The sequence below is a fragment of the Streptomyces sp. NPDC047000 genome, assembly GCF_040644295.1.
In the GTDB taxonomy this organism is placed as follows: domain Bacteria; phylum Actinomycetota; class Actinomycetes; order Streptomycetales; family Streptomycetaceae; genus Streptomyces.
This window is the reverse complement of sequence record NZ_JBEYWE010000018.1, coordinates 23,527-41,398: the sequence shown is the minus strand read 5'-3', so window position 1 is coordinate 41,398 and position 17,872 is coordinate 23,527. Positions and strand designations below refer to the sequence as shown.

Genomic DNA, 17,872 nt, shown 5'->3' with positions numbered 1-17,872 from the left:
CTCTCACCAGGTCACGGGGAGTTCCAGCATCCCCTGGACGGTGTCGCCGGGTTTGAACGGGATCTCCTCGGCCGGGGCCGCGAGAGCGAGCCCGGGAAGCCGGGCGAGCAGCTCGCCGAGGGCGATCTCCAGTTCGGCGCGGGCCAGGTTCTGGCCGAGGCACTGGTGGATGCCGAAGCCGAAGGCGACGTGATGGCGGGCCGGGCGGTGCCAGTCCAGGGTGTCGGGCCCGGCGTAGACGGACTCGTCGCGGTTGATGACGGAGGTCGCGAAGAGCACGCCCTCCCCGGCCCGGATCACGGTGTCGCCGACATCGATGTCGGCGACGGCCATGCGCTGCAACCCTTCCGCGATGGACAGCATGCGCATCAGTTCCTCGACCGCGGCGGGCAGCAGGGCCGGGTCGGCCCGCAGCTCCGCCAGCCGCTCGGGATGCCGCAGCAGGGTGAAGGTGCCGAGCGAGATCATGTTGGCGGTGGTCTCGTGCCCGGCGACCAGCAGGATGATGCCCAGCGCGATCAGGTCCGCGCGTTCCGGGGTGCCGTCCCGGCGCTGCCTGGCGACCAGTTCGTCCAGGATGCCGTCACCGGGCTCCCGTAGCTTGCGGTCGACGAGGTCGCCGAGGTACTCCTCGAGCCGGTCCCGCGCGTCCAGGGTGTCGGCGGGACCGGGGCCGCGCAGCAGCCGGCGGGACTGGGCCTCGAAGAACTCGTGGTCGGCGTACGGCACACCGAGCAGGGCGCAGATCACCATGGACGGCACGGGCAGGGCGAAGGCGCTCACCAGCTCGGCGGGCGGTCCCTGGGCGATCATCGCGTCGAGCCGCCCGGTCACGATCTCCCGGATGCGCGGCCTCAGTTCGGTGGCACGCCGCACGGTGAACTCGGGGATCATCATGCGCCGCTGGTCGCGGTGCCGCGGGTCGTCGACGCCCAGCAGGGCGGTCCTGCGGTGGCGTACGGCGGCGAGGCGGGGCGTGGGGACCGGGAAGCCGGGCCGGGTGCGGTCGCTGGAGAGCCGGGGGTCGGCGAGCAGCCGCCGGGCGAGGGTGTGGCCGGTGACCAGCCAGACGGAGCGGCCGTCGAACAGGGTGACGCGGGCCAGCGGGCGGTCGGCGCGCAGCGGGTCGTAGGCGGTCGGCGGGTGGTAGGGGCAGGAGCGGTCCTGCGGGAAGGCGACGGCCCGGCGGGCGGGGCCGGCGGTGGCTGTCACGGTGCCCGCGGACAGGGTGGGGGGCGGGGTGGGCCGGGTGGGTGGGGTCGTTTCCGTCGGTGTGGTCGATTCCGTCATGGAGACCTCGAGACCTCGCAGCCGAAGGGCGTGCTTCGTACCGATCTTTCCTGGTCTCATTAGATGCCTGGGGCACCTACCTTGCGACGAGAAGTTCGGCCAGATGGGTGAGAGACGGCTTCTGGCCGAAGCCGGTACCGCGCGGCGGCGGGCCGTTCGGCGGATTCCGAGGCCAGGGCGCGTCACCCCCGCCGGGCGGGCCCGCGCGCCCGGACCCGCGCTGGCCGGTCCGGCCCGCCCCGGACCGCCGGGGGCTGTCCGGGGGGCGCGCGTTCCCGAAGAGGTGAACGTGATGGATGACACGGGCGGCTGCCGGTGTTGAATCGAGGTGCAGCAAGCCGCGAGACCGACGATTGGGACACAAGCCATGCCTCTCGAAGGTGAGTACGAACCGAGCCCGGCGCAGTGGGTACGGGAGCAGGTCGAGCTGTACGAGAGCTCGGGCGGCACCGAGGGGACGACCCTGCGGGACACCGGACTGCCCGTCATCCTGCTGACGACGCGGGGCGCGCGGAGCGGCAAGATCCGCAAGACGCCGCTGATGCGGGTGGAGCACGACGGGCGCTACGCCGTGGTCGCCTCGCAGGGCGGCGCCCCCAAGCACCCGGTGTGGTACTTCAACATCAGGGCGGACCCGCGGGTCGAGCTCCGGGACGGCCCGGAGCGGCAGGACATGACGGCCCGGGAGCTGACCGGCGCGGAGAAGGCCGAGTGGTGGGAGCGGGCGGTGGCGGCGTTCCCGCCGTACGCCGACTACCAGAAGAAGACCTCCCGGGAGATCCCGGTGTTCGTGCTCGAACCGGCCGGCGGCCGGTGAGGTGAGGGCCGCGCCCGGAGCCGGCGGACGGCGTTCCGTCCGGTCCGCGGGATGCCGTTCCGCGGACCGCGGACGAAATTCCGGTCCCGGATGCATAAATCCATCCGGGACCGGGCAACCGTGGGTCAGGCCCCGCCGCGTTCCCCCGTCGCGGCGGGGCTCTCCCGTGCCTCCTGAGCGGTCCGGTCCGTGACATCGAGGAAGATCTGGTCGGCCTCGGGCACGGTGTGCGCGACGGAGCGCTTGATGCGCACGGCGACCTCCTCGACCCGCTCGCTGTCCATGCCCGGCGCCAGATCGATGCGCGCGGCCACCAGCGTCGAGTCGAGCCCCAGTTTCATGGTGAACAGGGCCTCCACGCTGTCGATCTCCGGCTGTGCCGCCAGCAGGGCCCGGATCCGGCCGCTCAGCTCGGGATCGGCGGCCTCCCCGATGAGCTGGTCACGGGCCTCCCGCCCGAGCTGGTAGGCGACGAGGACGAGCAGCACGCCGATGCCGAGCGAGGCGGACGCCTCCCAGACGACCTGCCCGGTCACCATGTGCAGCGCCATGCCCGCCATGGCCAGGGTCACCCCGAGGACCGCCGTGCCGTCCTCGGCGACGACGGTGCGCAGCGCGGGATCGCGCAGCCCCCGGCTGCCGCCCTGCCGAGGGAACAACGGGCTCGGCCGCCGTCCGTTCGCACGGTCGCGGGCCCGTTTCCGGGACCGGATCACGGCGGACGGCGAGGGCGGCCGGCCGGTGGAGGCGGGGCGCTACCGTCTCGTGGTGAGCCGCGCCTGTCCGTGGGCGAGCCGGGCGCTGGTCTCGCGGCGGCTGCTCGGCCTGGAGGACGCGATCTCGCTGGCCGTCACCGACCCGGTCCAGGACGACCGCAGTTGGCGCTTCACCCTCGACCCCGGCGGCAGGGACCCGGTGCTCGGCATCCGGTTCCTGAGCGAGGCGTACGACCGGCGGGAGCCGGACAGTCCGGGCGGGGTGAGCGTGCCGGCGATCGTCGACGTCCGCAGCGGCGCGCTCGTCACCAACGACTACCAGCGGATCACCCTCGACTTCGCCACGGAGTGGACGGCCCTGCACCGCCCCGGGGCCCCCGATCTGTACCCCGCGCCTCTGCGCGCGGAGATCGACGAGGTGATGGACAATGTCTACGAGGACGTCAACAACGGTGTGTACCGGGCCGGGTTCGCCACCCACCAGGCGGAGTACGAGCGGGCGTACGAGGCGCTCTTCGCCCGGCTGGACGCGCTGGGCGAGCGGCTCGCGGGACGGCGTTACCTGGTCGGTGAGACGATCACCGAGGCGGACATCCGGCTGTTCACGACCCTGGTCCGGTTCGACGCCGTCTATCACGGCCACTTCAAGTGCAACCGGTGGAAGCTCATGGAGAACCAGGTGCTGTGGGCGTACGCCCGCGATCTGTACCAGACGCCCGGCTTCGGCGACACGGTCGACTTCGACCACATCAAGCGGCACTACTACCAGGTGCACGGCGGGATCAACCCGACCCGTATCGTGCCCCTCGGCCCGGATCTCTCGGAATGGCTCACCCCGCACCACCGGGAGGAGCTCGGCGGACGCCCGTTCGGCGACGGGACCCCGCCGGGTCCGGTGCCCGCGGCGGAGGCGGTACCGCCCCTCGCCGCGTACCGCTCCTGACCCGCCCGAGCCCGACCGTCCGACCGCCGCCACCGTGTCAGCACCGTCCGAAGGAGGCCGCCATGGCCAGGACCAAGAAGAAGCAGCTCCTCCTCGTCTACCGTCCCGTCGGCATCGTGCTCGGCTGGACGGGCGGCGCGCTGGCGGGGCTCGCGTTCCGCAGGACGCTCCAGGCGATCCGGCGGGACGACGACGTCCCGGACGCGCTCGACCCCGACCGCGGCTGGGGGGAGATCCTGCTGGCGGCGGCGCTGCAGGGCGCGATCTTCGCGGTGGTGCAGAGCGCGGTGAACCGGGGCGGGGCGAAGGCGATCGCGCACTCGACAGGGGCGTGGCCCGTGAAGGAACCGGCCCCCGGGAAGAGCGCCGGAAAGACCACCGGGGAGAAGGTCTGAGCCCTGCTCCCCCCGGCTTCCCCGGCCGTACGCGGGCTCTCCCCCCGGCTTTCTCCTCTCAGCCCTCCTTGGGCCCCGAGGGCACCGTCACGCACAGGGTGAAGGAGTGGCCGGCCGGGTCGGCGTAGCCGCGCTCCTCGAACGGGCCGCTCGTGTCCCTGATCTCCAGGGGCCGCCCGCCGAGCGCGATCACCCGGCGCTCGGCCTCGTCCAGGTCGTCGACCAGGAAGTCGAGATGGGCCTGGAAGGAGTTCTCCGGCCGGGGCCAGCTCGGCGGGGTGACGTTGGCGTCGCGGCGGAAGGCCAGCCGCAGTCCGTCGGCCCGCCCGATCTCCACCCGGTCGGGGCTGGTGCCCGTCTCCTCGGCGTCCAGCAACTCCTTGTAGAACAGGGCCAGTTTTTCGGGCTCGGCGCAGTCGAGCACCACAACGCCCGCGTTCACCAGTGACATCGGATCCTCCGTGGGGACGGCGGCAGTGGATGTGAGGGGCAGACCGTTTCCGGCCGCCCGCCTCCCTGTGCGGATGTCCCGTCCCCGCGATTTCAGTCGGCCCTCGCCCCGACCACCGCAGCAGGTCGGAGTGTTGTGCGAGGGCACCCTGAGCGCCCATTGAGGGACGCAGAGTGTACAGGGCCCAACTGGCTTGAACAGTAACCCATATCACGACCAGGTCACGGTGTAGATCATTTAGGCTCTGGGCAGGCTCGTACCGCTTCTCGGCTCGACTTCCGTCACTCGAAGCATTCTTCGAGCCCATGGACGGCCGCAGGAAGCCGTCCGCTCGCAGGGCCCGGGGGACTCTGCGCTCCGTCTCCCGAAAGGAAGCTCATGCCTCAGGACGTCCGGTTCGACCTGCCCTTCGGCACACCCGTCAGCGAGCATCTGGAGTACGCGCGAGCCCGCCATCTGCGCTGGATCTGGGACATGGGACTGATACGCAGCCTGGCCGGGTTCGAGGAGTACAAATCCTGGGACCTGCCGCAGGCGGCCGCCCGGACCTACCCGTACGCCTCGGCGGACGACATGGTCGTGCTGATGAACTGGTTCTCACTGGCCTTCCTCTTCGACGACCAGTTCGACGCCAACCAGCCCGACCGGGCCGGCCGGATAGCGGAGGTGGCGCGCGAGCTGATCGTGACCCCGCTGCGCCCGGCCGGTACCCGGCCGCGGGTGGTGTGTCCCATCACCCTGGCCTGGGCCGAGGTCTGGGAACATCTCTCCGCTGGCATGAGCCTGACATGGCAGACGCGGTTCGCGGCCTCCTGGGGCCGTTTCCTCGTCGCGCACTGCGAGGAGGTCGACCTGGCCGCGCGCGGTCTCGCCGGGACACTGAGCCTCGACGAGTACGCCGCCTTCCGCCGCCGCACGGTCGGCATCCACCACAGCATCGACGCCGGTGAGCGCAGCCGCGGCTTCGAGGTGCCCTCCCAGGTGATGGCCCATCCGCTGATGGAACGGATGCGTGATCTGGCCGCGGACACCATCGGGTTCATGAACGACATCCACTCCTTCGAGCGCGAGCGGCGACGCGGCGACGGCCACAACCTGATCGCCGTACTGCACCGGGAGCGCGGCTGCGGCTGGCAGCAGGCCGCGGACGAGGCGTACCGGATGACGACCGCCTGTCTCGACGAGTACCTCGAACTCGAGGCGCGCGTCCCGCGGATGTGCGACGAACTGGGCCTGGACGAGGAGGAGCGGGCCCGGGTGCGGATGGGGGTGGAGGCCATCCAGCACTGGATCGAGGGCAACTACGAGTGGGCGCTGACGTCCGGCCGCTACGCGGCGGGCAAGGAGGGTCCGGCGGCCACCGCCGAACTCGCCGGCAGGGGTTCGGTGGACGACCTGCTGGCGGTCTGAACCCGCCTCCCGGGACCGCTGTCCGGACCGCCCGCCGGGCCCGCTTCCCGGACCCGTGTTCCGACACCGCCCGCAGAACCCACTTGTGGAACAAGGCCGCTGCCCGGTGCAGCGGGCAGCGGCCTTGTGGCACAAGCGGAGTGGTACGGCCGTCGTCCGGCGGACGCCCGGCCGTACCCGGTTCGGTTCAGACGGGGAACTCCACGGGCAGGCTGTCCAGCCGGGACTCCCAGGTGGACGCCGTGGAGCTGAGCTCCCCCGCCGGCACCGCGAGCCGCAGCCCCGGCAGCCGGTGCAGCAGCACGTCCACCGCGACCTCGATGATGCCCAGGCCGAGGTTCTGCCCGGGGCACTCGTGCGCTCCCGAACTGAACGCCAGATGCGACTGGTTGCCCTGTACGGACACCCCCGTGTCGGGCCGCACCTCGGGGTCGCGGTTGCCCGCGTTGAGGCCGAGGACCAGCAGGTCGCCCTCCTGGATGTGGTGACCGCCGAGTTCCAGGTCCGAGGTGGCGAACCGGCCCGGCAGGACCGCGAGCGGCGGCGAGTCCCACATCACCTCCTCGATCACCCCGGTGATGTTCAGCTCGCCGCTGATCAGGCCCGACAGCCGGGCCGAGTCGGTGAGGACCAGCTGGAGCACCCGGGCCAGCAGGTTGCTGGTGGTGGTGTGCCCGGCGATCAGCACCAGACGCAGATGGCTGACGATCTCGGCCTCGTCCAGCCCGGCCCCGTGGGCGATCAGGCCGCTGGTGAAGTCGGAGCCGGGCTCGGACCGCTTGCGCTCGGCCAGTTCGGCGAGGATCTCCATGATGCGTTTGTCGTGCAGCACGGCGTCCTCACCGCCCTTGAGGACCTGGGCGCTGGACTCGGCGAGCTCCCGCCCCTCCGCCTCGGCGAGACCGAGGACCCGGGTGAGGACGAGCATCGGCAGATACTCCGCGTAGTCCATCACCAGGTCGGCCCGGCCGGTGGCCGCGAACGCGTCGATCTGCTTGTTCGCGAAGTGCGTCGCGTGCCGCCGGATACCGCGCCCCGCGGCGGCCAGCAGATTGTCGGTGACCGCGCCGCGCAGCCTGCGGTGGGGCTCACCGTCCTGCGAGACACAGTCCGGGCGCCAGCCGAGCATGGGGATCAGCGGCGACATCTCCTCGATGTGCCCCTCCCGCCAGTCCCGCCAGATACGGGCGTCCCGGGTGAACTGCCGCGGGTTGTCCAGCACCCGCCGGTTGTCCCGGTAGCCGAGCACCAGCCACGCCGCGACGTCGCCCTCGAGCAGGACCGGTGCCACCGGCCCGTGCTCGTCGCGCAGCCGCTCGTACACCCCGACGGGGTCGGTCGCCGCGTCCGGGCCGAACAGCCGGCGCGGCCCCTCCCCGTGGCCGAACGGGCAGCCGCCCGCCGCCCCGGGGCCGGGGTCGTTGAGGGGCTGGGCGTTCATCGGGTCTCCAGTGCTACGGGTGCGACGGTGGAACGCTCCTTCAGATGCCGGATCAGCGCGATCAGCACGTCACGGCTGGAGTTCCGGTCGCGGGCGTCGCATTCCACGACCGGGGTGTGCGGGGAGATGTCCAGGGCGTCCCGGATCTCGTCGACCGGGTGCTCCTTGGAGTCGGGGAACTTGTTCAGGGCGATGACGAACGGCACGTCCTGCCGCTCCATCTCCTCTATGGCCCGGAAGCTGGACGCGAGCCTGCGGGTGTCGACCAGCACGATCGCTCCCAGCGCGCCCTTGAACAGGCCGTTCCACAGGAACCAGAACCGCTCCTGTCCGGGTGTGCCGAACAGGTAGAGGATCAGGTCGTCGTTGATGGCTATCTTGCCGAAGTCCAGGCTGACGGTGGTCTCCGTCTTGTCGGCGACACCGATCAGATGGTCGACGTCGGCACTGGCCTGGGTGAGGGTCTCCTCGGTGGTGAGCGGCTTGATGTCGCTGACCGAGCGGACCATGGTGGTCTTCCCGGTACCGAAGCCGCCGGCGATCATCACCTTCACCGAGCGGGTGCTTCCGGCGCCCGGCCTGCCGGATTGGTCAAAGCCGTTGAAGTCCACTGAGTACCTCCTCAAGGAGCGCGAGGTCGGGCCCGCGCCCGGCGTCGTGCGCCGGGATGGGGTCACGGGCTTCGATACGGCCTGCCTCCAGCAGATCCGCCAGCAGCACCGCGAGAATGTTGAAGGGCAGTCCGAGGTGTGCGCCGAGTTCGGCCACCGCGAGCGGATCGCGGCAGCGCCGGAGGATCTCCTCGTGCTCGTGCTGCATCCCGGGGACCGGGGCGGTGCGGGAGACGATCAGGGTCGCCACGTCGAGGCTCGATGCCGAGCCGCCCGGCCCGCTGCGTCCTCCGGTGAGGACGTAGTAGCGCTCGAGACCGGACGGATCGTGGGGCCGGCGGGGAGCACTCATCCAGAGTGCTCCTCCAGGCGGGGGGTGGTACCCAGCAACTCACCCATTCTGCGGGCGAGATCCCTCATCTGGTGCCCCAGCAGCCCTTGGTCGAGACCCTCGCGGGCGAGCACGCCGAGATAGGTCTCGACGCCCGCCCGTACGACGAAGAGGTGACCGCCGTCGACCTCGATCATGGCGAGCCGCAGCTGCCCCGCGTACTTGGGGAACTGTTCGGCGACCGGCTGGGCCAGCGCCTGCAGTCCGGCCACCACGGCCGCGAAGCGGTCCACGTCGTCGGGGTCCTCGGCGCCGAAGGCGGTGATGGCCTTGCCGTCGCTGGAGGCCACGAGGGCGAAGCGGATCTCCGGGATGCTCTCCACCAGATCGCGGAGCGCCCAGCTCACGTCGGTTCCCTGTTGAGTCATGGGGACTAGTCGCTCTCTTCCGTACGGGGCTCGGTGGACTGTCGTCCGGCGGGCGGCTCGTGGTCGTCGACCGGCGAGTCCGCCTCGGTGAACTCGCGTCCGGCGGTGGCGAACGCGGCCAGACCGGCGAAGGACGCGTCCGGCGGGACGGCGGAGACCGTCGTCTCCTCACCGCGTGCGGCACGTCCGAGGGGGCGCTCCGGCTCGGACTCGCGCCGCCTGCTGCGCCGCCGGGGCAGCCCGCCGGGCGTGGTGTCCACGGCGTCGGCCTCGTCGGCGGCCGGGACGGCCGGGGCCAGCGGCTCACGGACCCCGGTGAACACCGGCAGATCGGCGAACGGGTCCTCGGCCGGGAGGACCGGCTCCGCCGGGACGGCGGCGGGGGTGGCCGTCGGCAGCGGGCTGAAGTACTTGTGCGGGACCACGACGACCACCGAGGTTCCCAGCCACGGGGAGTCGGCGAAGGTGACGCGGATGCCGTAGCGGCGGGCGAGCATCCCGACCACCCGCAGACCGATGCTGGCGTCCTCGGCGATGCCGCCGAGGCCCGGGCCCGCCGCGGTGCCGGCGAGGGAGTGCTCCGCCTCGCGCTTCTTCTCCTCGCTCAGGCCCTTGCCCGAGTCCTGGATCTCGATGCCGACGCCGTTCGGGACCTCCTTGCCGGACACGACGACCGGCTCGGTGGGCGGCGAGTACCGGGCGGCGTTGTCGAGGAGGTGCGCGAAGATCAGCGTGAGGTGGTCCACCAGACCGCCGTCCACGCCGAGTTCGGGCAGATGCCGCACCTCGACGCGGTGGAAGTCCTTGATCCGGCCGATGCCGCCGCGGACCACGCTGAGCAGGCGCTGCGGCTCCTGCCACTGGCGGCCGGGCCGGTCGGAGCCGCCGAGCACACCGATGCTCGCGGCCAGCGAGTCGGCGGGGCCGAGCTCCTGGTCCAGCTCCATCAGACCGCGCGCGACGGCCGGCAGCCGGCCGTGCTCGCCCTGCATCTCGTGCAGCCGGCCGCGCAGCTTGCTGGTCAGGACGTGGATACGGTTGCCGATGCTGATCACGGCCTGCTCGGCGGAGGTGGAGCGGTCGATCTCCTCCTCGATGCCCATGAGGGCGGTACGCAGCACCCGGCGCAGCTCGGCGTGCAGTTCGGCACTGACGCCCTCGCCGCGCTCCAGGACGGGCAGCACGTCGTCGATGGAGTCGCCGTCCTGCAGCCGCCTCAGGGCCTCGGGCAGCTGCTCCTTGGCCAGCCGGGCCACGGCGGCCCGCTGGAGGGCGAGCTGCTCCTGGGAGGCCCTCGTCAGCTCGGTGATCCTGGCGTCGTAGGACGCCGTGCGCTCCGTCTCCTGGGTGTCGGAGGCGGTGCTCAGCTTGGCGAGCCGGGCCTCGTACTCCTTGACCTGCCCGGCGAGCTGTGCCTCGTAGGCACGGGCCTGCTCGGCGAGCTCGGTCTCATGGGCGGACCGCTCGGCGGTGAACTTCCTTTCCAGGCCGCCGACATGGTGCTGCCACTGCTGGGAGTGCTCGGCCTGCGCGGAGCGGAAGCCCTCCTCGGCGCCGCGCAGTTGCTTCTGCGAGCGGACCAGCAGTCGTACGCACACCGAGGAAGCCGCCGTGGCGGCCGCCCCGGCCACGCCGGCGGCTATGTGCTCGGAGCTCATGAAAGTGGCGGCAACCGTTCCGCCTCCCAAGGCAAGCGGCATCAGCCACCAGCTGTACCAGGCGACAGGGGCCCGCGCCGCCGGCGGCGGAGTGGCGAGTTCCATCTGCATCCTTACGAAAGCAACACGCTCGAACAGTGAGTGTTCCGGGTTTCCGCACTCGTGGGTGCGCACCGCGGGCGGGGCCACTGAGGGCCCCGGCAACTTGCGGTACCTCAGGGGAGCTTATCGGGTCCGCAGGCAAAAGGATCAACCTCAGGGGGTGACGGAAGTGAGGGTTCCGTCACGGTCCGTCAGGCGGCTGCAAATCCCCCGATACGCCCATCTGCCGGGGCACTTGACCCACAGCGACGGCAGAGAACGGCGAGACGAAACGTGCCTGCGGGGGCGCGCGAGGGGCGCACGTCCGACGTCCACGCCTCTTCCTGGACACACGTCCAGTTATCGTGGACACTCGTCCAGGACGTGAGAAAGACGTGGGAAAGACGTGACGGAGGCCGCCCGGAGGGGCGTCCTCGAGACAGAGGGGGTGCCGCTCATGGAGACGGCCGCGAACGTGCTCGTCGGTCTGGTCGCCGCGCTGCACGGTTACATCCTGGTGCTGGAGATGTTCCTGTGGGAGAAGAAGCCGGGCAGGTCGCTGCACGGCCTCGGTCCGGAGATGGCCCGCGCGACCGTGCCGCTCGCCGCCAACCAGGGTCTGTACAACGGTTTTCTGGCGGCGGGGCTCGTCTGGGGACTGATCGCCGCCGACCCGACCGGCTTCCGCGTCCAGGTCTTCTTCCTGTGCTGCGTGGTCGTCGCGGGTCTGTACGGCGCGGCCACCGCCAACCGCCGCATCCTGGTCGCGCAGGCGCTGCCCGGTGCCGTCGCCCTGGCCGCCGTCCTCGTCGCCCGGTGAACCGGGGCATCGCGCAGGACCCGCGCAGCGCCCGCACCCGGGCCCGGCTGCGCGGGGCCCTGCTCGCCGAGTGCGCCGAGCGCCCGCTGGAGGAGGTCGGCGTGGCCGCGCTGGTGCGCCGGGCGGGCGTCGGCCGGGCGACCTTCTACCTCCACTACGACGGTCTGGAGGCCCTCGCCGTCGACGCCTGCGCGGACGTCGTGCGGGAGGCGGTGGAGGCGCTGCACGCCTGGCGCGGCCGGCCCGACCCGGTGCACGCGCCGCCCGCGCTCACGGAGTTCTTCACCTCGCTCGCCCCGCACGCCGGGCTGTACCGGTCCCTGCTCGCACCCGGCGGGGGCGGTCCGCTGGGCCGGGTCCTCAGCCGGGACCTGCGCGCCTACAGCCTGCGCGAACGCGCCCTCGCCGGTGCCCCGGACGCCGCCCTGGTGGCCTCGGCCGTCGCGGCCACGTTCACCGGGATCCTGGGCGACTGGCTGCACGGACTGCTGGAGGCGGCGCCGGGGGAGATGGCGGATCAGGTGTGGCAGCTGCTGGTGGCACTGCACCGGAGCCGGTGAGGCGGTGAGGCGGTGAGGCGGTGAGGCGGTGAGGCGGTGGGCGCGCTTTCCTGGCCAGGCGGTGGTTCAAACCTGAGGGGATGTCACTTCGCTGTCGCGTACGCCACACCGATTGCCCGGCCGAAGTCCAAGACATATGTCAATCGAACATGCTCAAATTCACTCCATCGAGGGTAACTTGCAGGGCGGGGAACGTTTTTGCGTTCACTCGGGGCCGGACGGCACGGCCACACCCGCAGCACCACGTCACCCCGATCCCCCGGTGATCCGCGATCCCGCCGCTCAAGGGCAGGGTGGAGGCGATGTCGTCGTGCAGCAGGAACCCGCGCCGTTCACCAGGCATCTGCGGGTCCATCACGACCGCGGTCACACGGTGCTGGAGCTGCGCGGTGAGATCGACATCGCCGCGGCGGCCGAGGTGGCCCCGCATCTGGACCGGGTGACGTCCCGGCCGGGCGCCCGGATCGTCATCGATCTGCGCCGGGTCGAGTTCTTCGACTGCTCGGGGCTGCGTCTGCTCTACCGGGCCCGGCAGCGGGTGCTGGAACGGGACGGACGGCTCCAGCTCGTCTGCACCCATCCCCTGACCCTGCGCGTCCTGCGGGTGACCGGTCTGTCCCGGCTGCTGCCGCCGCGTCCCACACTGGAGGCGGCCCTGGCCCGCCCGGAGCCCGCCTCCGGGACGCCCGGGGTGTGACGGGCCCGAGGCGGTCCGGTCCGGCTGCCGGACCTGATGCCCCGCCGGGCGGGGTGCCCGCGGCGGGCGCGCCTGGCGGTGTGCCACGACCGGGGCTCCCGCGCCCCTGCGCCCCCGGTGCTCCTCTCCGCTCCGCCGACCGGTCAATCCGCGTGTCTGTCACGGGATTTGGCGGGCATCCGGGGAACAGGAAAGGAGGGCCGTCGCATGACGACTTCACTCAGCGGCCTGTCCGGCCGCCTCCCCCGGCGTATGCCCGGCTGGGCGAAGGCGCTCACCGCCGTCGTCGTGGTGCTCGCCGTGCTGTTCGCCGGGGTCCGGCTGGCCGTGCTCTCCGGGCTGCGGGATCTCTTCGGCACGGAGAGCCAGGACCGTTCGGGTCCCGCCCTGCTCAAGTCGATCCAGGACATGAGCCGTTACGACGCGGCCTCCGGCAACTTCCAGGTCGTCGTGGACCTGGAGAAGAACGCGAAGTACCTGCCCGACGCGATCCGCGGCACCCGCACCCTGTACGTCGGCGCGGGCACCGTGGAGGCCTATGTCGACCTGGGCCGGCTCGGCAAGGACGACATCGCGGTCGACGCCGGCCGCACGACCGCCACGCTCCGCCTGCCGCACGCCCGGCTGGGCAAGCCGGCGCTCGACGCCGACCACTCCTACGCGGTCTCCAAGCAGCGCGGCCTGCTGGACCGGCTCGGCGACCTGTTCTCCGACAACCCCAACAGCGAGCAGGCCGTACAGCGCCTCGCGGTCAAGCACATCGCCACGGCCGCCGAGGACAGCGGGCTGACCGCCCGGGCCGAGAGCAACACCACCGACATGCTGGAGGGACTCCTGCACTCCCTCGGCTTCAAGGACGTGTCGGTGTCGTACGGGTCGTCCGGGCCGTCCACGTCGTCGGGGCCGTCCGTATCCGGTTCGTCCTGACCTCCCGGCTTCGGCACGGGGGCCGCACACGGGTCCGGGCGCCGGGCCGGCGCATCAGAAGCGCATCAGAAGACCGAAGACCGAGAACCGAGAAAGTGGAGGACCGCATGGCCCGGGCACTGCCACGCACACTGACGGCGTTCCGTCCGCGTGCCGACAAGACCGAGACTCCCGGCACCGCGACGGCGAGGACGGGACGCCCGGGCAGGGGGAGGAACCGCGGCGGCAAGGGGAGAAAAGGCAACGGCGGCACCCGTGACGCCGCGCGCGGGACCGCGCCGGCCGCCAGGGCCGGGCGGGCCGCCGAGCCCACCGGACGCCGCCCCCTGCCCCTGCCCCTGCGGCTCCTCGCGTCGCTGTGCGCCTTCGTGTTCATGGTGGCGTTCGCCGTCGTCCTCGCCCACCTCACCCTGCGGCCCTCGCCGGCGTCGGTGTCGATGGCCCACACCAATCTGCATCCCGGCACGACCCTCAAGGCGTACCTGGACCAGCCCGCGCTGCGGGACGCCGTCAAGCAGATCGGCGGGAACCTGCTGCTCGGCGTGCCGTTCGGGGTGCTGGTCCCGGTGCTGGCGCCGGGAGCCCGCAGCATGCTGAGGGTGGCCGGGCTGACGGCGATCGTCATGCTCCTGGTGGAGTTCGCCCAGGGCGCGCTGATCACCGGGCGCGCCTTCGACATCGACGACGTCATCCTCAACACCGCGGGCGCCCTGCTGGGTCACCTGCTGCTGGGACGGCGGCTGGGGCGGGCGGTGCACGCCCGGAAGACACGGGAGAAGTGACGGCAGGGGCGTGACGGCGGGGAGCGCTGCCGGGCGGCGTCCCCCGGGAGGGGGCGCCGCCCCGGACGGTGGGGCGGCATCCGTCAGCGCGTTCCCCAGGTGTAGCGGTCTCCGCCCACCCAGCAGACCCAGTCCGGGTCGTCCAGATCCTCCACCGTGACGCCGTACGCCGCCGCGGCCTCCAGGACCTCGGTCACCGTCGTCGCCCGGCCGGCCACCTCGCCGTCGACCTCGACGATCCGGAACGGCCGCGTGCCCGGTCCGCCCGGCTGCACCCCGAGCACCAGGATCCGCGGGTGTGTGATGTGAGGGCTCGCGATTTCCGTCATGCATTCGAGCGTAAGACGAACGGCGGAAAACGTCACCAATGCGTCCCTGCATCAACAAACAGGGCAATCTGCTGGAATGACCACCGCTCCCGTCGAGGCACCGGAGCGGATCGCCTTCCTGCTGGAGCGGTCCCTGGCGCCGACGTACCGGGCCCGCGCCTTCCGCACCGGCCCCGCTCACCTGAGCCGATGGGTACCGTGCGTCCCCTCCGGCCCGGTCCGCCGGACAGGGCTCAGCGCGGTTCGCGTTCGCGGAGGGCCGTGCGCCAGGCGGGGGCCGGGGCCTGCGGGGCCGGTTCGGGGCGGCGGCCGCCGCGGGCGAAGAAGTCCGCCAGCGGGAGGATGGCCGCCCCGACGGTGACCGCGTCGGGGCCGAGGCGGCCCAGGTCGACGGTGACCTGTTCGGCGGGATGGCGCAGCGCGTACGCCGTGGCGTGCCGGCGTACGGCGGGCAGGAAGCGGGCACCGAGCTGGAGCCCTGCCCAGCCGCCGATCAGGATGCGTTCCGGCTGGAAGAGGTTGATCAGGTCGGAGAGCCCGGCGCCCAGGTACTCGGCGGTCTCCTCCAGGACGGCCAGCGCCACGGGGTCGGGAGCGGTGCCCTCGGCCGGATAGGCGGCGGCGAGCATCGCGGTCAGCGCGGTCTCCTCGTCGGTGCCCTCCGGCGGACGGCCGCCCTCCTCGCGCCAGCGTGCCAGCAGGGACTCCGCCCCGGCGTATGCCTCCAGACAGCCGAGGGCCCCGCAGCGGCACCGGCGCCCCCTGACCCGTACCGTCAGATGTCCCCACTCGACGGCGCGGCCGTTCTCCACCTCGGGAGTGACCAGGCAGGCTCCGACGCCGGAGCCGAACAGGACCACGACCGCGTTGCGCGCGCCGCGCCCCGCGCCGAACCACATCTCCGCCTGACCCAGCGTCCTGGCCCCGTTGTCGATGAAGTACGGGACGGACTCCGGGAGCCGGGTTCCCAGCCGGAGCAGCGCCTCCAGCGGTACGGCGTCCCAGCCGATCGTCTGACCGTGCACCACGGCGCCGCGCTCGGTGGTGTGTTCGACAATGCCGGGGACGCCGACGCCCACGCCCAGCAGGTGCTCGGGGGCGATGTCCGCGGCGGCCAGCACCTCGGCCATGGCGTCGCGGATGTGTCCGGTGATGACGTCGACGTCGTACCGGTGATGCTCCAGGGGGCGCTCGGCGCGGGCCAGTTCGGTGAGCGTGAGGTCGAACAGCTCGACGCGCACCCGGGTCTCGCCGACGTCGACGCCGATCATGTGGCCGCTGTGCGGGGCCACGCGCAACAGGGTGCGGGGGCGGCCGCCGTCGGAGTCGACGCTGCCGGCCTCCTCCACCAGGCCGTCCGCCACCAGGTCCGCGACGACATTGCTGACCGAGCCCGAGCTCAGACCGGTGGCCGGGCCCAGCTCGAAGCGGCTGAGGGGTCCGTCGAAGTAGAGCCGCTGCAGCACGGCCGTGCGGTTGGCCCGTCTGAGGTCGCGTACCGTGCGCCCGTTCCGCCCCGCCATATGGCTCCTCCAAACCCTGTCCGACCTGCAACATACCCTGGCGGACGGGCCTGGCGCGAGATTATCGCAACCCTTAGTTCACGTTGTGAGCTAAGTACGGACCAAGAGCGGGTCATGAACCCGTGTCAGGGGCCCCGCACCCCCGCCCGGCCCCGCCCCCGCTCAGCCGCCCCGGGCCGCCTCACCGGCGAGGCGGAGCCGCTCCTCGCACCACTGCCGGGTCAGATCCGTGGCCCGGTCCCGTGCCCCCGGTTCGGCGAGCAGCGCTCCCTCACCCGGCACCACGCGGACCGCGCACGGCACGGTCAACTGCCGCCCCGCATGCTCCGTCAGTCCCAGCAGGTCCGGATCCCGGTCGCCGGTCACCAGCAGCACCGGCACCCGCAGCCGCCGCAACGCGTCGCCCGCGCGATCGGGCCTGCCGCCCCACACGACCGCGGTCAGCACCTGGTCGGGCAGTTCGGCGGCGGCCTCGAGCACCGCGGCGGCCCCGGCGCCCGCACCGAAGAGGATCACCGGCCGGGACCGGATACCGGGCTGGATCTTGAGCCAGTCCACCCCCGCCACCGCCCTGCGACCGAGCAGACGGACGTCGAATCCCAGGTCACCGGCCTGGCCACCGGCCCGGTCACCGCCCTGTTCGCGGACCGCGCGTTCCTCGTGCTCGCTGAGCAGGTCCAGCGACAGCGTCGCGTACCCGGCCGCGTTCAGCCCGGCGGCCACGGCCCGGCTGCCCGGGTCGCGGCGGGAACTGTCGAGGCCGTGCGCGCACAGCGCCGTCGCCCGCTCCTCCGGCGGTACGACGAGGTCCCCGCTCAGCGTCACACGGTCGGCGGGCACCGACACCAGCTGGGAGATCATGGGCTTCACCTGTTCCCTTGCGCGGGACACCGGCTCACGGGACCGCGCCTCGAAGGGGCTCCGTCGGCCCCTTCAGTCTCGGCCGACGGGTACGGGGCGGCAATTCGGTTTCCCCGGGGGCCCGGACTGATTAATGTAGGCGGCTGCCTAGAAGCCCTAGGTTTTTCATCGCAAAGCATCCCGGACATCACGGTGCGTACCGATCCGTACCGCCGCATGACCTTCCACCGCCAGACCGCCAGGAGCCCTCCCGTGCGACCGCTCACCGAACAGGACATCCGCGCCTCCTTCGTCAACTGCTCGAAGGGCGAGGCCAAGCGCCTGCCGATGCCCCGCGACCTCGATCTGCGGCCCTGGGACCAGCTGGACTTCCTGGGCTGGCGGGACCCGGGGGCACCGGACCGGGGCTATCTGGTGACCGAGCGGGAGGGCCGGCCCGTGGGTGTGGCGCTGCGCCATCCGACGTCACAGCGCGGCTTCCTGCACCGCAGCATGTGCTCGCTGTGCCTGACGACCCATCCCGGCGGGGGTGTCTCCCTGATGACGGCGCGCAAGGCGGGAGCGGCGGGGCGCGAGGGCAACTCCGTCGGCGTGTACATGTGCACCGACCTGGCCTGTTCCCTCTATGTGCGCGGCCGGAGGATCCCGGAGTCCGGCATCCGGATCGAGGAGAGCCTCACCGTCGAGGAGCAGATCGCCCGGACCACGGGCAACCTGGCCGCCTTCCTGGACAAGCTCTGCTCCTGACCTCCTCGGGCGTCCGCTCCGGGCCCGGTCCGGAATTCCCCTCCGTTCGAACAC

20 protein-coding genes and 1 pseudogene are annotated in these 17,872 nt (G+C 72.1%); 10 read left to right on the top strand and 11 right to left on the bottom strand.

The features are described from left to right. Positions 1-3: 3 nt before the first annotated feature. On the bottom strand, positions 4-1,212 hold the full coding sequence (locus ABZ862_RS25435; RefSeq protein ID WP_360962164.1) for a cytochrome P450: 1,209 nt from the start codon (positions 1,210-1,212) through the stop codon (positions 4-6). Positions 1,213-1,657: 445 nt separating this feature from the next. Here ABZ862_RS25435 and ABZ862_RS25430 point away from each other — a divergent pair, with 445 nt between their 5' ends. Further along, positions 1,658-2,107 carry a nitroreductase family deazaflavin-dependent oxidoreductase gene (locus tag ABZ862_RS25430; RefSeq protein WP_360962161.1) on the top strand — a complete coding sequence of 150 codons (450 nt, stop codon included), beginning with the start codon at positions 1,658-1,660 and terminating at the stop codon, positions 2,105-2,107. 125 nt (positions 2,108-2,232) lie between these two features. On the opposite strand, the pseudogene ABZ862_RS25425 reads toward ABZ862_RS25430, so the two are convergent. Next, positions 2,233-2,757, bottom strand: a pseudogene (locus ABZ862_RS25425) (cation diffusion facilitator family transporter); the annotation flags it as partial. On the opposite strand from ABZ862_RS25425, the gene ABZ862_RS25420 reads away from it, so the two are divergent. Together ABZ862_RS25420 and ABZ862_RS25415 are read left to right on the top strand one after the other, a co-directional pair. Then, entirely contained in the window at positions 2,744-3,766 is a 1,023-nt protein-coding gene (locus ABZ862_RS25420; RefSeq protein ID WP_360962438.1) for a glutathione S-transferase C-terminal domain-containing protein, read from the top strand. The pseudogene ABZ862_RS25425 and the gene ABZ862_RS25420 sit on opposite strands and share 14 nt — an antisense overlap. A 62-nt stretch (positions 3,767-3,828) precedes the next feature. Then, entirely contained in the window at positions 3,829-4,161 is a 333-nt protein-coding gene (locus tag ABZ862_RS25415; RefSeq protein ID WP_360962158.1) for a DUF4235 domain-containing protein, read from the top strand. A 58-nt stretch (positions 4,162-4,219) separates the two neighbouring features. Here ABZ862_RS25415 and ABZ862_RS25410 read toward each other — a convergent pair whose 3' ends face one another. Beyond that, the gene (locus ABZ862_RS25410) at positions 4,220-4,612 is read right to left on the bottom strand and encodes a VOC family protein (RefSeq protein ID WP_360962155.1); all 393 of its coding nucleotides are present in this window, start codon (positions 4,610-4,612) and stop codon (positions 4,220-4,222) included. A 378-nt stretch (positions 4,613-4,990) separates the two neighbouring features. On the opposite strand from ABZ862_RS25410, the gene ABZ862_RS25405 reads away from it, so the two are divergent. Next, on the top strand, positions 4,991-6,022 hold the full coding sequence (locus tag ABZ862_RS25405; RefSeq protein ID WP_360962153.1) for a 7-epi-alpha-eudesmol synthase: 1,032 nt from the start codon (positions 4,991-4,993) through the stop codon (positions 6,020-6,022). 187 nt (positions 6,023-6,209) lie between these two features. On the opposite strand, the gene ABZ862_RS25400 is transcribed toward ABZ862_RS25405, so the two are convergent. Genes ABZ862_RS25400 through ABZ862_RS25380 form a run of 5 tightly spaced genes read right to left on the bottom strand, consistent with a single transcriptional unit; the run spans position 6,210 to position 10,596 of the window. Next, positions 6,210-7,463 (bottom strand): cytochrome P450, encoded by a 1,254-nt coding sequence (locus ABZ862_RS25400; protein ID WP_360962150.1) that lies wholly within the window; start codon positions 7,461-7,463, stop codon positions 6,210-6,212. Then, positions 7,460-8,074, bottom strand: a complete 615-nt coding sequence (locus tag ABZ862_RS25395; protein WP_360962147.1) for an ATP/GTP-binding protein — start codon at positions 8,072-8,074, stop codon at positions 7,460-7,462. The genes ABZ862_RS25400 and ABZ862_RS25395 overlap by 4 nt, the downstream gene beginning before the upstream one ends. Then, on the bottom strand, positions 8,055-8,426 hold the full coding sequence (locus ABZ862_RS25390; protein WP_360962144.1) for a DUF742 domain-containing protein: 372 nt from the start codon (positions 8,424-8,426) through the stop codon (positions 8,055-8,057). Before ABZ862_RS25390 ends, ABZ862_RS25395 begins: the two co-directional genes overlap by 20 nt. After that, positions 8,423-8,833, bottom strand: a complete 411-nt coding sequence (locus ABZ862_RS25385) for a roadblock/LC7 domain-containing protein (protein WP_360962141.1) — start codon at positions 8,831-8,833, stop codon at positions 8,423-8,425. Before ABZ862_RS25385 ends, ABZ862_RS25390 begins: the two co-directional genes overlap by 4 nt. 5 nt (positions 8,834-8,838) lie before the next feature. Next, the gene (locus ABZ862_RS25380; RefSeq protein WP_360962138.1) at positions 8,839-10,596 is read right to left on the bottom strand and encodes an ATP-binding protein; all 1,758 of its coding nucleotides are present in this window, start codon (positions 10,594-10,596) and stop codon (positions 8,839-8,841) included. 433 nt (positions 10,597-11,029) lie between these two features. Here ABZ862_RS25380 and ABZ862_RS25375 point away from each other — a divergent pair, with 433 nt between their 5' ends. From ABZ862_RS25375 to ABZ862_RS25355, 5 genes are all read left to right on the top strand, one after another. Further along, positions 11,030-11,392, top strand: coding sequence for a DUF1304 domain-containing protein (locus ABZ862_RS25375; protein WP_360962135.1), 363 nt, complete (start codon positions 11,030-11,032; stop codon positions 11,390-11,392). After that, positions 11,389-11,952: a TetR/AcrR family transcriptional regulator gene (locus ABZ862_RS25370; RefSeq protein ID WP_360962132.1), complete on the top strand. Its 564-nt coding sequence runs from the start codon at positions 11,389-11,391 to the stop codon at positions 11,950-11,952. Before ABZ862_RS25375 ends, ABZ862_RS25370 begins: the two co-directional genes overlap by 4 nt. A 310-nt stretch (positions 11,953-12,262) precedes the next feature. Continuing rightward, on the top strand, positions 12,263-12,649 hold the full coding sequence (locus ABZ862_RS25365; RefSeq protein ID WP_360962129.1) for an anti-sigma factor antagonist: 387 nt from the start codon (positions 12,263-12,265) through the stop codon (positions 12,647-12,649). A 207-nt stretch (positions 12,650-12,856) separates the two neighbouring features. After that, positions 12,857-13,576, top strand: coding sequence for a DUF4230 domain-containing protein (locus ABZ862_RS25360; RefSeq protein WP_360962126.1), 720 nt, complete (start codon positions 12,857-12,859; stop codon positions 13,574-13,576). 326 nt (positions 13,577-13,902) lie between these two features. Continuing rightward, positions 13,903-14,358, top strand: a complete 456-nt coding sequence (locus ABZ862_RS25355) for a VanZ family protein (protein ID WP_360962435.1) — start codon at positions 13,903-13,905, stop codon at positions 14,356-14,358. Between the two features lie 83 nt (positions 14,359-14,441). Here the strand turns inward: ABZ862_RS25355 and ABZ862_RS25350 are convergent, their stop codons facing one another. From ABZ862_RS25350 to ABZ862_RS25340, 3 genes are all read right to left on the bottom strand, one after another. Next, positions 14,442-14,687 (bottom strand): hypothetical protein, encoded by a 246-nt coding sequence (locus tag ABZ862_RS25350; protein WP_360962123.1) that lies wholly within the window; start codon positions 14,685-14,687, stop codon positions 14,442-14,444. Between the two features lie 233 nt (positions 14,688-14,920). Continuing rightward, positions 14,921-16,210, bottom strand: a complete 1,290-nt coding sequence (locus ABZ862_RS25345; protein ID WP_360962121.1) for an ROK family transcriptional regulator — start codon at positions 16,208-16,210, stop codon at positions 14,921-14,923. A 162-nt stretch (positions 16,211-16,372) separates the two neighbouring features. Further along, entirely contained in the window at positions 16,373-17,071 is a 699-nt protein-coding gene (locus ABZ862_RS25340) for a dienelactone hydrolase family protein (RefSeq protein ID WP_360962118.1), read from the bottom strand. Between the two features lie 252 nt (positions 17,072-17,323). On the opposite strand from ABZ862_RS25340, the gene ABZ862_RS25335 reads away from it, so the two are divergent. Beyond that, the gene (locus tag ABZ862_RS25335) at positions 17,324-17,818 is read left to right on the top strand and encodes an FBP domain-containing protein (protein ID WP_360962115.1); all 495 of its coding nucleotides are present in this window, start codon (positions 17,324-17,326) and stop codon (positions 17,816-17,818) included. The last annotated feature ends 54 nt before the right edge of the window (positions 17,819-17,872 follow it).